The 14,925-nt window shown below is 71.0% G+C and carries 10 protein-coding genes; 8 read left to right on the forward strand and 2 right to left on the reverse strand.

The annotated features are described in order from the left end of the window. The coding region (locus ND748_RS12415; RefSeq protein ID WP_251745946.1) for an AAA family ATPase at positions 1-846 on the forward strand (846 nt) is incomplete at its 5' end. Between the two features lie 55 nt (positions 847-901). Here ND748_RS12415 and ND748_RS12420 read toward each other — a convergent pair. After that, positions 902-1,981: an ABC transporter substrate-binding protein gene (locus ND748_RS12420; RefSeq protein WP_251745947.1), complete on the reverse strand. Its 1,080-nt coding sequence runs from the start codon at positions 1,979-1,981 to the stop codon at positions 902-904. 500 nt (positions 1,982-2,481) lie between these two features. On the opposite strand from ND748_RS12420, the gene ND748_RS12425 reads away from it, so the two are divergent. The 4 genes from ND748_RS12425 to ND748_RS12440 all read left to right on the forward strand — a co-directional run bounded on the left by ND748_RS12425 (position 2,482) and on the right by ND748_RS12440 (position 9,182). Next, positions 2,482-3,759, forward strand: a complete 1,278-nt coding sequence (locus ND748_RS12425) for a MaoC family dehydratase N-terminal domain-containing protein (RefSeq protein ID WP_374215909.1) — start codon at positions 2,482-2,484, stop codon at positions 3,757-3,759. A gap of 397 nt (positions 3,760-4,156) precedes the next feature. Continuing rightward, entirely contained in the window at positions 4,157-6,961 is a 2,805-nt protein-coding gene (locus ND748_RS12430) for a branched-chain amino acid ABC transporter permease/ATP-binding protein (protein ID WP_251745949.1), read from the forward strand. Further along, a complete protein-coding gene (locus ND748_RS12435) occupies positions 6,958-7,686 on the forward strand; it encodes an ABC transporter ATP-binding protein (RefSeq protein ID WP_251745950.1) in 729 nt (242 codons plus the stop codon). Before ND748_RS12430 ends, ND748_RS12435 begins: the two co-directional genes overlap by 4 nt. Positions 7,687-7,886: 200 nt before the next feature. Then, entirely contained in the window at positions 7,887-9,182 is a 1,296-nt protein-coding gene (locus ND748_RS12440) for an ABC transporter substrate-binding protein (RefSeq protein WP_251745951.1), read from the forward strand. Positions 9,183-9,419: 237 nt separating this feature from the next. Here ND748_RS12440 and ND748_RS12445 read toward each other — a convergent pair whose 3' ends face one another. Then, positions 9,420-9,887 (reverse strand): LuxR C-terminal-related transcriptional regulator, encoded by a 468-nt coding sequence (locus ND748_RS12445; protein ID WP_251745952.1) that lies wholly within the window; start codon positions 9,885-9,887, stop codon positions 9,420-9,422. Between the two features lie 493 nt (positions 9,888-10,380). On the opposite strand from ND748_RS12445, the gene ND748_RS12450 reads away from it, so the two are divergent. From ND748_RS12450 to ND748_RS12460, 3 genes are all read left to right on the forward strand, one after another. Then, positions 10,381-10,575 carry a hypothetical protein gene (locus tag ND748_RS12450; protein WP_251745953.1) on the forward strand — a complete coding sequence of 65 codons (195 nt, stop codon included), beginning with the start codon at positions 10,381-10,383 and terminating at the stop codon, positions 10,573-10,575. Between the two features lie 2,250 nt (positions 10,576-12,825). Next, the gene (locus tag ND748_RS12455) at positions 12,826-13,611 is read left to right on the forward strand and encodes an enoyl-CoA hydratase/isomerase family protein (protein WP_251745954.1); all 786 of its coding nucleotides are present in this window, start codon (positions 12,826-12,828) and stop codon (positions 13,609-13,611) included. Between the two features lie 221 nt (positions 13,612-13,832). After that, a complete protein-coding gene (locus tag ND748_RS12460; protein ID WP_251745955.1) occupies positions 13,833-14,630 on the forward strand; it encodes a FadR/GntR family transcriptional regulator in 798 nt (265 codons plus the stop codon). The last annotated feature ends 295 nt before the right edge of the window (positions 14,631-14,925 follow it).

The following is a 14,925-nucleotide window of genomic DNA, read 5'->3' on the forward strand; positions in this document are numbered from 1 at the left end:
GAGCGGCCCGGCGCCGAGGACGACGCCCGCGTGCAGGAGCTGCTCGCCGAGCTGGACGAGATGGTCGGCCTCGCCGGGGTCAAGGCGGAGGTCCGCGGCCTCATCGACGAGCTGCAGATCAACGAGTGGCGCCGCGGCGCCGGCCTGGCGGTGGACCACGTCGGCCATCACCTGATCTTCGCCGGGGCGCCGGGTACCGGGAAGACGACCGTCGCCCGGCTCTACGGCCGGCTGCTCGCGGCGCTCGGCGTGCTGAGCACGAACACGTTCAAGGAGGTCTCCCGGCGCGACCTGGTCGGTCAGTACCTGGGTCACACGGCGGAGAAGACCGCCGCGGCCTTCGAGGAGGCAACCGGCGGGGTGCTGTTCATCGACGAGGCGTACACGCTGTCGCGGGCGAACTCGCGGGCCGACTACGGCCAGGAGTCCATCGACACCCTCGTCAAGCTCATGGAGGACCATCGCGACTCGGTGGCCGTCATCGCCGCCGGCTACACCGCCGAGATGGGGGACTTCCTCGCGACGAACCCGGGCCTGGCCTCCCGGTTCTCCCGGACCATCGAGTTCGAGAACTACGGGCTCGACGAGCTGACGGTCATCACCACCCGGATCGCGGCGAGGGCCGACTACGAGTTCACCGCGGACGCCGAGCCCCTGATCCGAAGGTACTTCGCCGAGATCCCCCGCGACGCGTCCTTCGGCAACGCGCGCGAGGCACGCCGCTTCTTCGAGGCGATCCGCAAGGCCCAGGCGCGCCGGCTACGCCTGCTCGGCACCCGTCCCACGATCGACGCGCTGCGTGGCCTCACCGCCGACGACCTGGCCACGGCGACCGGCCAGGGTTGACCGGCCGCCGGCCGCCGGCCGCCGGCCGCGGGTCGCGCTCGCCTACCGACTCCGGTCAGTCCGGCAGGATTCGTCCGCAGAGCTGCTTCTGCGTCACCTCGAAGGCGGTCGCCTCGGCGTTCGCCCGGACGAAGGCGTAGCAGGTCTGCTGCCGACCGAAGTCATCCCTGATGCTGATCGGCGCGATCAGCCCGCGGGCGTTGTAGTTCGAGACGTTGTGCAGGTTGCGGATGAAGGACGCGCGCGTCGGGCAGGGCCCGGCGTCGGCCAGGCCACGCAGGAACAGGTCGGTCTCGATGTAGGAGCGCAGCGCGAACTCCTGGTCGGGCGAGCTGAGCTGGGGCGCGTACCGGCGCACGGCGTTGCGGTACTCCGCCAGCGGTGGACCGCCGGCCTCGAACGGCAGGAAGTACAGCGGGATCGACACCCCGGCCATCACCGGGCCGAGCTGACGCAACAGGCTTGTGTCGTACCCGGTGAAGGACAGGGTGGACTTCGGGGCCGCGCCGGCTGAGCGCAGGGACCCGAGGATCTCGGCGAGGGAGTGCGGGTCGACCAGGCTGAGCAGGACGTCGGTCCGCTCGGCGGCGAGCCGGCGGCCGGTGGCCGCGGCGTCGTCGACGCCGTCGGTGTAGGTGAGTGCGGTCGCTTCGATGCCGGCGGCCCGCATACTCCGGATGATCTTTTCGCTGAAACGTGCCACGGCGCCGGACAGCGGCTGGTTGAGCAGGACGGCCTTCGTCCCGCCGCTCTGCCGGACGTAGGTGCCGAACGTGTCGATCGCGGACTCCGCCGAATAGACGAAGGAGAACATGTTCCGGTACTGCGCCCAGACCGGCTCCGCGTCGAGGCCGGTGACGGGAACGCCCTGCTCGTTGAGGTATTTTGCGCTGCCGGCGGCGGCGACCGTCGACATGACCAGTCCGAAGACCCGGGCATTCTCGACGAGGTCGCGCGCCACCCGTCCGTTCGTGTCCGGGTTCTCCTCGTCGTCGCGCCACTCGTAGGTGATATGGCGGCCGTTCACCCCGCCCTCGGCGTTCGCGAGTCCCAGCCGGGCGTCGACGCCCGCTCGGGCCGCGGTGAAGGTTTTCGACGCCACTCCGGTATCGGGATAGACGAAACCCAGCTTCACCTGGTTCGGTGAAACTCCGGGGGAGTGGCAGGATCCGTTGCCGGCCGGCTGGCTGGCGGTCGTACATCCGGTGCCCACCGGGAGAAGGGCCACGACGCCGGCCGCCACGGATAAGCAGCCTTTTCGAGAAGAAAGCACAGACTCCCCCAGGATGACGATCTGGCGCGTCGGCTCCCGTGCCCGGCGATCGGGTGCGCGGGGTCGTCCCCGCCCGGTCGTGCCTCGGTGCCCGGGGACCTCGTCGGGTGTACGGCCCACCCGGCCGAACATCCGCCATGACATAAATAACTAAGTAAACCTTCATGGGTTCGGCGGCAACAGATCTGCTATGCCGGACGGGCATGGCCCGACGGTCCTGGCTCGACGGTTGTCGGGGGCTCCGGGGGGACCCCGCCGGGCACGGCGCCGCCCCGCGGCCCTCGCGGGACGTACCGTCCTCGGCGCCACCCGGGCCCCGCGCAGGACAGGGGGACGGGCACCTAGTTATCTGTTATAACTAGGTGGTGGATGAGAGTGCTGAGCGCTTCGGTGTCCTGACGGACGCGGCCTTCGAGCGGTCGCGCAGGCGGATCGGGGTGCCGCAGCCCCTGCCGAACCCGCCGCACAACTACGAGGTGACCTGGGACGCTTCCCGGCACTTCGCCTACGGCTACGGGGATGACAACCCGCTGTACTGCGATCCGGACTACGCCAAGGGCACCCGGTGGGGGGCGCTCATCGCGCCGCCGACCTTCCTGTACACGATGGGTGAGGACGCGGCGCCCAGGCCCGACCCGGAGACGAAGGCGTTGCTCAAGGGCGACCCGTTCGCGGGCCTGGGTTCCTACCAGGCGGTGATGGAGTTCGAGTGGTGGCGGCCGTTCGTCCTCGGCGACCGGGCGCGCTGCCTGCGCACCCAGGTCGGGGTGGCGGCGAAGCCCAGCTCCTTCGGCGGCCGCACCGCGCACGTCACCCACGACTTCATCTTCACCAACCAGCACGGCGAGCCCACCTGCCTGCAGCGCGGCACCTGGATCAATGCGGAGCGGCACACGTCGCGGGAACGCAAGAAGGAACACGACCTGCCGGAGCCGTACTCGGCGGAGCAGTTGGCCGAGATTGACGCCTTGTACGCGGCGGAGTCACGCAGGGGTGGGGAACCGCGATATTTCGAGGATGTCGCGGTGGGGGCGGAACTGCCGACAAAGGTGAAGGGTCCGTTGACGACGACGGACGTGGTGGTGTGGCATCTCGGCTGGGGCATGCAGCTCACTCCGCCGGGCGCGTTCCGGCTGGCGTACCGGGTGCGGGCAAAGGCGCCGGGACTGTATCCGCCGAACACGCTGAACATTCCGGACACGGTGCAGCGGTTGCACTGGGAACCGGCGCGGGCGCAGGAGCTGGGGTTGCCGACGTCGTACGACTACGGCGGCATGCGGGAGACCTGGTTGTGTCATCTGCTGACCGACTGGATCGGCGACGAGGGCTGGTTGTGGAAGCTCTCGGTGCAGCACCGCCGGTTCAACTTCGTGGGAGACACGACCTGGTTGAAGGGGCGGGTGACGGACAAGCGGCAGGTGTCCGGGCGGGACGGGGCCGAGGTCCGCAACGAGGTCGAGATCGAGCTGTGGGCGGAGAACCAGCGGGGGGTGACGACGTCGCCGGCGAAGGCGGTGGTGCTGCTGCCGAGCCGGGCTCATGGCCAGGTCGTCCTGCCCAGCCCGCCGGCCGACTCGGCCGGAGACGTCGTCCGCTACGAGATGGACCGCATCGCGGCCGAGGCGGACGCCGGTTCCTGACGCCCCGGGCACGTGAGACGTCCCCGCCGGACGAAGGCAGGTCCTTCGCTCGGCGGGGACGTTCGCCGTTGCGGGGCCGATTTGCCGTTGCGGGGCCGATTGCGTTGCGGGCGATTTGCCGTTGCGGGGCCGACTGCCGTTGCGGGGCCGGTCGCCGTTGCGGGGCCGGTTGCCCCTGGCGCGGCCCCGGCCTCCCGCGGCGGCCGCGGCCTGGCACACCGTTGCTTGACCAGATCGGCTACCTAGTTTACAAAGATAGCGGTGTGCTGCACGTCTCACCGATCGTCGACGGTCCGTCCTGCGGCGTCAGGGGCGGTCCGTCAGGCCGCCCGGCCCCACCTGCACTCGATCACTTCGCGGCCGTGCCGACGGAGGGTGAGGGGAGACATCGCCCGCGATGACCCAACACATCGTCTTCCTGTTACTCGGGCTGGGGAGCGGAGCCGTCTTCGGGGCGCTCGCGCTCGGCCTGGTGGTCACGTATCGCAGTTCGGGCGTGGTCAACTTCGCCACCGGCGCCATCGCCCTCTACACCGCGTACACGTACGCGTTCCTGCGCAGGGGCGAACTGCTGCTGCCGATCCCCGGCCTACCGAAGACCGTCTCCGTCGGCTCCGACTGGGGCCTGTGGCCCGCCCTGGCCGTCTCGCTGGTCATCGCCGCGCTGCTCGGGGTCCTGCTCTACGTGCTGGTGTTCCGGTGGCTGCGCAGCGCGCCGCCGGTCGCCAAGGCCGTCGCCTCGATCGGTCTGCTCATCGTCTTCCAGGCGCTGCTCGCCCAGCGGGTCGGCACGACACCCGTGTCGGTGAAGCGGATCCTGCCCAGCGAGAACTACACGATCGGCGATCTGCGCATCCAGGGTGACAAGCTGTGGTTCGCCCTGACGATCGTCGTCCTCGCGCTCGCCCTCGCCGGGGTGTTCCGCTTCACCCGCTTCGGCCTGGCCACCCGGGCCGCCGCCGAGACGGAGAAGGGCGCGCTGGTCACCGGCCTGTCGCCGGACCGCATCGCGTTGGCAAACTGGGCCATCGGCGCCGTGGTCGCCGGCCTGTCCGGCATCCTGATCTCGCCGATCGTGCCGCTCATCCCGGTCTCCTACACCCTGTTCATCGTGCCGGCGCTCGCCGCCGCCCTGGTGGCCGGCTTCAACTCCCTGGGCCTCGCCGTCGGCGCCGGCCTGCTCATCGGGATGGTGCAGTCCGAGCTGCAGTTCCTGCAGTCCCAGCACTCCTGGCTGCCGCAGCAGGGCCTGGGCCAGCTCGTCCCGCTCGTCGTCATCCTGGCGTACCTGGTGTTGCGGGGCCGGCCGCTGCCGACCCGCGGCATGCTCATCCGCGCCAACCTCGGCCAGGCGCCCAGGCCGCGCCACCGGCTGCTGAACATCGTCATTCCGGCTGTCGTCGCGGTCGTGCTGCTGGTCGTCACCTCGGGCTCGATGCGGGCCGCGGTCGTCACCTCGATGCTGCTCGGCATCGTCACGCTGTCGCTGGTGGTCGTCACCGGGTACGCCGGCCAGGTCTCGCTCGCGCAGCTCACCCTCGCCGGGGTCGGTGGCTTCCTGGTCAGTCGGATGACGACCGACTGGAACATCCCGTTCCCGATCGCACCGCTGCTCGCCGCGCTCGGCGCCATGGTGATCGGGGTCGTCGTCGGCCTGCCCGCGTTGCGCATCCGCGGCCTGCCGGTCGCCGTGGTGACGCTCGCCCTCGGCATGGCGGTCGAGTCGATCTGGTTCCGCAACCCGGACGTCAACGGCGGGACCGGCGGCGCGAAGGTCGCCGACCCGAAGCTGTGGGGGCTCAACCTGCGCATCGGCGCGGGTGAGAACTACCCCCGCATCCAGTTCGGCCTGCTCTGCCTGGTGGTCCTCATCGGCGTCGGGCTGGCCGTCGCGGAGCTGCGCCGCAGCCGTCTCGGCGCGGCCATGCTCGCCGTGCGTGCCAACGAACGCTCGGCGGCGGCCGCCGGCATCGACGTCGCCCGGGTCAAGATCGCCGCCTTCGCGATCGGGTCCTTCATCGCCGGCCTCGGCGGCGCGCTGATGGCGTATCAGCAGACCCTCGTGGACGCGGAGTCCTTCTCCGTCGTCGGCGGTCTGGCGCTGTTCGCCACCGCCTACCTCGCCGGGATCACCTCGGTCTCCGGTGGTCTGCTCGCCGGTGTGCTCGGTGCGGGCGGGCTGCTGTTCGTCGCCCTGGACAAGGCGGTCGATCTCGGTAGCTGGTACCAGGTCATCACGGGTCTTGCCCTGGTCCTGTCCGTGCTGCTCAACCCGGAGGGCGCCGTCGGCCCCGTGCACGCCTGGTGGTCGGGTCGGCGGGCGAAGCGGCTGCGCGCCGAGCCACCGGTCCTGCCCACCGCCGACGCCATCCCGGCCACCCTCCCCGCCGAACCGGCGGCGACCGCCGACGCCGAGCGGATCCTGCTCACCCTGCGTGGCGTCGGGGTCCGCTACGGCGGCGTGCGGGCGGTGCAGGACGTCAGCCTCGACTTCGGCCAGGGCCAGGTCATCGGTCTGATCGGCCCCAACGGCGCGGGCAAGACCACCCTGATCGACGCGATCAGCGGATTCACCTCCGCCACCGGCGAGGTCGAGTTCGAGGGCGTCCGGCTCGACGGACTCAAGCCGCACCACCGGATCCGCACGGGCCTGGGCCGCACCTTCCAGGGCATCGAGCTGTACGAGGACCTCTCGGTCGCCGAGAACGTCACCGTCGGTGAGGCCGCGGCCCGCGGCGGCGGCGGCCGGCTGCCCGCCGATCACGCCGACCACCTCGACCGGCTCTACCGCACGCTGCAGCTCCACGAGGTCCGCGACCGCCCCGTCCGCGAGCTGTCGCAGGGCCACCGTCAGCTCGTCTCGATCGCCCGGGCGCTCGCCGGCCGGCCGCGGGTGCTCCTGCTCGACGAACCGGCCGGTGGTCTCGACAGCACCGAAAGCCTCTGGCTCGGCGAGCGGCTGCGGGAGGTGGCCCGCACCGGGGTGACGATCGTGCTCGTCGACCACGACATGAACCTCGTGCTCGGGGTCTGCGACCGGATCGTCGTGCTGGCCCTCGGCGCGGTGATCGCCAGCGGCTCACCCGAGGAGATCAAGAACCATCCGGCGGTCGCGGAGGCCTACCTCGGCAGCGCCCCCGTCGCCACCACGGCGACTGCGCCCGGACCGTCCCCATCGCTGGCGAAGGAGAGCGTCGGATGACCGTCTTGCTGCAGACCCGGGGGCTGAACGCGGGCTACGACCGGGTACCGGTGGTGCGCGGCTTCGATCTGACGCTGGGCGAGGGCGAGGTCCTCGCCCTGCTCGGGCCGAACGGCGCCGGCAAGACCACGGTCCTGCTGACGCTCGCCGGACTGCTGCCCGCACTCGGCGGCGAGGTCGCCGTGCATGGGCAGAGCGTGGACCGGGCCGGCCCGCGGGCGCTGTCCAGGCTCGGCGTGGTGCTCGTGCCCGACGACCGGTCGCTGTTCACCACGCTGACCTCCCGGGAGAACCTTCAGCTCGGGCGGGTCAAGGGCGGACTGAGCGTCGACGAGGTGCTGGACTACTTCCCGGCGCTGCGCAAGCGGCTCGACGTCAGGGCGGGGATGCTCTCCGGCGGGGAGCAGCAGATGCTCGCCATCGGGCGGGCGCTCGTGCAGCGTCCACGCATCCTGCTGATCGACGAGCTCAGCATGGGACTCGCCCCGGTGATCGTGCAGGAGCTCCTACCGGTCGTGCGAGCGGTGGCCACGGACACGTCGGCGGCGGTGGTGCTCGTCGAGCAGCACGTGCACCTCGTCATGGGCATCGCCGACCACGCGATCGTGCTCGCCCACGGCGAGGAGGTGCTGTCCGGGCCCGCGGCCGAGCTGCGGGCGAAGCCCGAGCTGCTGGAACGGGCCTACCTCAGCGAGCGGCACGCCCCGCGGGAGGCGGCTGCCTGAGCGGGGCGAATCGCCCGCGCGCATGCCGGTTCGCTTGACGAACGGCGCGATCACTAACATAGTGCACTAAGTAATTTTGGTGACCTTTCAGAGGTCTGTGATCGTGGCGCCGGCGAGGGGCGGTCGGGCACCCGGCGATCGGCCGGGCCGCCCGACCGTTGGGGGGAAACCCCGCCCTCCGCGGGACGGCCGGACGGTGAATGGGAGGAACAGTGGGCGCGAGGAACGGCTACTGGCCCGGCGAACGCCGCGGCGTACGGGCGGGAGCGGCGTTCTTAGTCCTCGGCCTCGCCCTGGTTCCGGCGGCCTGCGGCAGCGGGAGCGACGGCGGCGACGCGGGCGGTTCGTCCGGCCCCACCGCGTCGGCCGTGACGCTGCCGCCGGGCACGAAGGCGGCCGGGGCACCGGTGAAGATCGGTTTCATCACCGCGGAGGGTGGCAGCGCCGTGTCCCTGCCCGAGGTCCGTGAGGGCGCCCAGGCCGCCGTCGGCTACGCCAACGACTACCTCGGCGGGATCGGCGGGCGGCCCATCCAGCTCGTCGTCTGCAAGTCGCAGGAGGACGCGGCCTCGGCCCGCACCTGTGCCAACGAGATGGTCGAGCAGAAGGTCACCGCGGTCGGCACCGGAACCACCGGCTTCGGTGACACCCTCGTGCCGATCATCGCCGGAGCGAAGATCCCGTATGTCACGGGCACCGCGACCGCCGGCTCCGAGTTCGCCACCGACGGCGTGTTCTCCTGGACCGGGGGCTTCCCCGCCACCCTGGGCACGATGGCGACCTACGCGAAGGAGAAGGGCTACCAGCGGGTGGCGCTGTTCGTCACGGACGTGCCGGCCGCGATCACCGGGGCGAACGCCCTGGGCAAGCCGGTGTTCCAGAAGTCCGGGGTGGACCTGGACGTCATCTCCATCCCGCGGGGCTCGGCCGACGCCACCTCCCAGGTGACCTCGGCGATCGGCAAGAAGCCGGACGCGCTCGCGCTCGTCGGCGACGCCACCCACTGCACCTCGGTGTTCAAGGCCTTCCAGGCCGTGGGCGCCACCCAGCCGAAGTTCGTGATCCAGCCGTGCGTGTCGAAGGCCGTCGACGACGCGGCACCGGGCCAGCTCGACGGCTCGGTCCTGTTCACGCCGTCCGACACCGACTCCGACGACCCGGAGGCGAAGCTGTACCGCACGGTGATGGCCAAGTACACGCCGAAGACGCAGACCGACGGCTACGCGGTCACCGGCTACCAGACGGTCCTCGGCCTCGCGCGGGCGCTCAAGGGCCTCAACGGCGAGGTCACCCCGGCCTCGGTGACCTCCACCCTGAAGGCGGCCAGGAGCATCGCGATGCCCGCCGGTCACGGTCTGACGTTCTCCTGCGACGGCAGTGCCATCCCGAGCCTGAAGGCGCTGTGCTCGGCGAGCTCCGTCGAGGCGATCCTCAAGGGCACCAAGGCGACCGACGTCCGGACGGTCGACGCGGCCAGCCTCTTTGCCGCCGGATAGGCGGACCCGCCATACCCGACGGTGCCATCCGGGCACCGACGACCGGGGCTCGGATCGGACGACGACGTCCGATCCGAGCCCTTCTTCAGGTTCCGGAGTGGTCGCGATCCGGCATGGAGGGAGTGCCGGAGCGGGCCGACGGATCGCGACACGGCCTGCTGGGGGCAGTGCCGGGCGGTGGCAGCGGTGGCCCGTCGGTGGTGGCGCCTGACAGCGCCGGTGCTGATCGGCGTGCGTTCAGTCCAGCAGGCCGATCTGCCGGGCGGTGTGCACCGCCGCGGTCCGGTTCCGGACGCCCATCTTGCGCATGATGCTGCGCATGTAGGTCTTGACCGTCTCGGCCCGGATGGTGAGCTGCTCCGCCGCCTCGACGTTGGAGCACCCCGTGGCCACCAGAGTGAGCACCTCCATCTCACGCAGGGTGAGACGGAAGGGTGGTGGCTTCGCCGGGCTCTGCACCACCGGCTCGCTGCGTAGCAGCGAGTAGATGCGCAGGATCTGGCGTCGCAGGTGGGGCGTCGTGAGCTGCGCGCTGAGCTCCAGCAGCTCGATCTGGGCCAGGCGAACCCGTTCCCGTTGGGTCCGCGCATCGGTCGGTTGGTTGTCGGCGGTGAACGGACCCGACGCTCGGTCGAAGCCGGCGGCGGTCATCGTCCGGTGCAGGCGCACCTGCACAGCGGACGTGTCCGAAACGAGTGGGCCCATCGTGCTCCTCTCCCTGTCCACTCCGGTTTACCCGACCACTCCGGATGAGGATCACCGGCTCATCGCCGGCAGTCCGGCAAGCTTCATCCGAGGGTCGGGCAGGGGATCAGCCGTACACCACCTTTGTGGGTGGCCATGCATGGCTCGGACCCGGGTGAAGTGGCGCGCCGCCACACCAACTCCCTCCGGGCTCGGCATGCCTTCGCCGGGCCCCACTGTCGGCTACATCGAAAAGGTTATCTCGCCGCCCGCCCATGCCGTCAATGCCGCCCGCTCCGATGTGCGAGAACCGACTGTCGCAGCGTCGGTGAGACCCAATGAGGATCCTGATCCCCTCCCCCGAACGGGGGCCCGCCCGGGGCGGCCGGCCGAGCCGCCGTTCGCGCGTCCCATCGGTTTGCGAGGGGCACGGAAGGAGATTCATGGGACCACCTGGACGGGCAGGCTGCCGGCGCCACGGCCGGCGACGAAAACTGCTCTGCCAGGTTATCCGATGAGCCCCTGTTTATTAGCCGGGCCGGCGACGGTCGTGGTGGGCGGATGCACGGGAATCCGCCCACCGCCACGCCTGGAATGGGTGGCACTGACCGCAGTCCTGATCTTCGGGGAGAGCCCCGAACTCCGCCGTCCGCACCGCGGCGGTTACGGCGACAGCTACTACGCCGCCACAGTCCGCTCGGGTGCGTAGTTCGTAGCACATCCAGGTGTTCGATGCTCCTCACCCGGCCAACTCCAGCGCCCCCGACCGCCGATCAAGGCGGCCGGCGTGGCGGGCTGTCCGGCCGGACCCCGGTCGGCCGGCAGCGAGGCAACCAGGGCCGTCACCACGCCCAGGTGCCCCGCGCGCGCCGCCGGTGCAGCAGGGCCGGTCGCTCCCGGGCTCGCTCCCGGCCTCGCGCTCGGCCCGGCGGGAGGCCTGGCGAAGCCCGCGGCCGACGTCGCCGGCCCGCCCCTCGTCGGTGCTTGCAGGGTCGTTGCGGATGCCCTTTTTCCGGGCATTCACCCCCGCCTTGCCCCGCGCGCACGGATGACTTCCGCGGCTCGGCGTCGCCGGCTGCCCTCGGCTGTCGGCTCGCAGCGGGATCGACGCTCTTCCACCAAATCGGCGAATTTCCGGGTCGGCCGCGGGCGACGCTCCCGACGGTCGTCGAGATTAGCCCACCCGAGTCGGGCCGATAAGATGGTCCCTGAACTCGGTGTGGTCCGGCGGTTCGGCTGTATCACCGTCCTGAAACCAGCCGGAGAAACGTACCGAAATCATCGGAACAAAGGAGTACGGATTGTTTTCACGTGACCGTCGACCGGTCGCCGATGATTTCATTCGGTGCCGTTCGTGACCCGACTCGGGTGGCGGGTGGGCACGCCCCGAGCACGATCTTGTAGCTGCCGCGCGATTGCCGTACGTATTTTTGCCGGCTGATCCGCGAGACCGATCCTGGCTCCTTGATCTGCCGGTGGCGCCGACCCGGTTCAGGAACCGGTGGATCGGCCGTTGAATCGGCCGTTGAAGGCGTCGGTCGCGGTGCTGCGGTCAGCTCGCCCCGGTCCCGCCCGGAAAACCGTCTCTCGCCGCCACGGCCGGCGGCCGGGTGGATTCGCCGGGACGCCGGGACACGGGTTCAGGCCCGCGGGGGACGACCTGGCCCGTGCATTGCCGCCGCAGATCGACGACTTTCGCGGGATCACCGGCCCCCGGTCCGGCGACGGCTGGCGGGACCGTGACCGCCGCTGGATCGGCGAGGCGTACCAGGGCCGAGCGGCTGGCCGAGAGCCGAGATCAACGACGCCGGCCCAACGCCGGCGGGCCGGGAACACGACGGGCACCGTTGCGCATCTTCGCTGGTCAGGGGGTACAACAGCGGGACTGGCGAGCCGGCGGCGGGGCGGGGTGTCAACCGTGGTGGAGGGCTCGGCGAAGTCCCGAGGCGGCCCTGGGAACGCTCGCTGTGCCGGCCCCGTCGTCGTTCGGACGCCGTTTGTTCACCCCGTCCGGGCCGTGTCCAGAAAGATCGGTCGATCTTCCGGCCGCCCGGTGTCCTGGTGCCGCGCTGGTGGGAATCAACGGCGCCAGCCGGCGGATCGTGTTCCGTCCCCCCGGGCCGGCAGTGGGATGTGCATCGGTTCGCCGCCGGATCGCGGTGGTCCGCGCGGCGCCTGATCAACCCGGCGGTGGCGGCCGCATTCTGCCCCCGCCGTGACGGGTCCCGCCGCTGCTGCCGAAGATTGTTGCCGTGCTGGTCAGCGGCCTTTTGACCATCATCTTCCGCGGGATGCTCCGGTGGGTGTGCAGGTTCGATCCGGGGTCTGTCTGAGTGTCTGTCGCGTTCTGGGTGGGTCGACGTCGAGAATTCGGCGTCGAGCGGGGCGGAGATCGGTCCGGCGGGTGGAATCGGTGTGTGCGGCGATAGTGGCGCACGCAATCCGGGAGTGTCCGACGGGTCGACGGTGTGCCGGGTGGTGTCATCGGGTTGTCCTCTCCTTGTGATTGTGGGGTCATGTCGGTCGGGGTGCGGACGATGCTGGGCCCAGGGGCGCCGACCGCATGGTCGTCGGTCTTGTGCGCGTCGCGGGAAGCGGGTGCTCGGCGTGACGTCGCGGCGCCGACCCGCGCTTTGTCCGGGTGGCCGAATGGCAGGGCGACGGCCTCGCCGGCGCCGTCGATCCCGGTCGGCACGCGCCGTGGGCTCCGGCCTGAGGGGAGTTCGGCGCGCGGCCGTCCGGGAACGGCTGCTCCGGGTCGGCTGCTCGGGGACGGCCGCCCGGGTCGGCTGCTCGGATCTCTGTGCGTCCGTGACACGGGGACGGCCCGGTGGACTATCGTCGTGTACTGAGTTAGAGATGTCGGAGGATGTGCCGTCGAACCCGGTCCCGTCCTCGCCGCGCTGGCCGGGCCGGGCCGGTGGTCGTACGGCCACGCCGATCACGAGGAGGCAACGAGATGTCACCCGAGGTACCCGCGCTGACGAGCGTGCTCGCCACCCTGGGTGATGATCACGTTCTCACCCTCACGCTCAACCGGCCCGACCGGCTCAACTCGTTCAACCAGGAGGTGCTGGACGACTTCCGGGTGATCTGGGACTTCGCCGCCGTCACCGACGACGTCCACGTCGTCGTCCTGCGGGCGCAGGGTGAACGGGCCTTCAGCACCGGCGTCGACGTGGTCGAGGGCTACGACCTCGCGACGGAGCCGCTCAAGCAGGTGGACCCGGCCGCCTACCTCTCCCCGAAGTTCAACCAGTGCTGGAAGCCGCTGGTCTGCGCGGTGCACGGCATGGCCGCGGGTGGGGCACTGTACTGGCTGAACGAGGCCGACATCATCATCGCCGGGGAGGACGCGACCTTCTTCGACCCGCACGTCACCTTCGGCATGACCGCGGCGTTGGAGCCGATCGGGCTGGCGCGGCGCATCCCGATCGGCGAGGTGCTGCGGATGGCCCTGCTCGGCAACGACGAGCGGATGTCGGCCCGGCGGGCCCACGAGATCGGCTTCGTCAGCGAGGTCGTCCCTCGTGACCGACTGTGGTCGCGGGCGCAGGACATCGCGGAGCGCATCGCCCGCCACCCGACCGTGGCGGTCCAGCAGACCGTGCGGGCGATCTGGGAGTCCCTGGACTCCACCCGGACCCAGGCCCTGCGCACCGGCCTGCTCTACGTGCAGGTCGCGACCCCGCCGGGCACGTCACGCACCCAGCCGGCTTCCCGCGGCGGGTACGAGGTGCGGTAGTCGTCACGTCGCCGGGCGCGCCCGCCGCCAGGTCCGATCCGGCAGGTATCGTTTTGCGACCGGGCACGCATCGCGGGTCACCGAGGCCGAAAGCGCCTCAAAGCTAACTAGGTGCACTCTGTAGTAACATCGAGATTGCGCCGCCATCCCGCAGACCTGATCGGGATCGCGGCGATGGCCCGCAGCGTCCGACATTGTGTGCAACGCGAGGAGTCGATCCCATGGCCGCGCCGGTCTTCTCTCTGCCGGAGGGCCGATCCGGGGCGGACGTGCGGTCCCCGAAGACAGCCGAGCTGCTCACCCGCAGGCTCCGGCGAATGATCGTCACCGGTGAACTGCGTGACGGCGACTACCTGCCGCGCGAAGCGGAGCTCATGGCCCACTTCGGGGTGTCCCGCCCGACGTTGCGCGAGGCCGTGCGGGTGCTGGAGGCCGAGTCCCTCGTCGAGGTCCGCCGCGGCTCCCGCACCGGCGCCCGCATCCGGGTACCAGGCCCCGAAATGGTCGCCCGCCCGGCCGGGCTGTTGCTCGCCGTCGCGGGCACCACTCTCGGCGAGGTGCTCATCGCGCGCCTCGGGATCGAACCGCTGGCCGCCTGGCTGGTCGCCGACCGCGGTTCCGACGACGCGATCGAGGCGCTCGTCACGGCGCTCGACGACCTGACCGCAAAGCTGGCCACGGACGTGAACGGTGCCGCTGTCGGGACGGGCTTCGCCCGATTCCACGAGGTCGTCGTCGAGCAGTCCGGCAACCGCGCGCTCGTGGTCACGGCCGGCATGATCCAGGAGATCCTCGCGCGGCACATGGCGACCGCGACGAGGACGCACTACGAGTCCGAGCCGGACGAGGTGCAGTTGCAGTACCGCCGGGCGGTCCGGGCCTACGAGAAGCTGATCAGCCTGGTCCGGGCCGGCGAGGCGGACGAGGCCGAGCGGTTCTGGCGGCGTCACCTGATCTCCGCCAACGAGTCGCTGCTGCGCGGCTTCGACGCGGCCGGCGTCATCGACATCCTCGAGTGACGACATCCTTGAGTAACGACATCCTCGAGTAGCACCGCACGCAGCGGAGCAGCCCCCGGTCCCGCCGCCGGCGCGAGCGCCGCCACCCGGCCGGCCGGATGCGGGCCACAAAGTGCGCACAGCGGTGCGCCGGGGGAGGATTACCGGGCAGGCCGGAGCATCGGTTCCCCGAGCCGCCCAAGGCGCGGCCGAGGCCCGGGCGTCGATGCGCGGGGGAGGGCGGCGCGGAGGTGGGACTGCGGGCAGATCGCGCGGTCCGCGCACTGCGGGGCCGCTGGCCGGGACGGAGCCGGCC

The organism is Frankia sp. AiPs1 (genome assembly GCF_023716945.1).
Classification (GTDB): Bacteria; Actinomycetota; Actinomycetes; order Frankiales; family Frankiaceae; genus Frankia.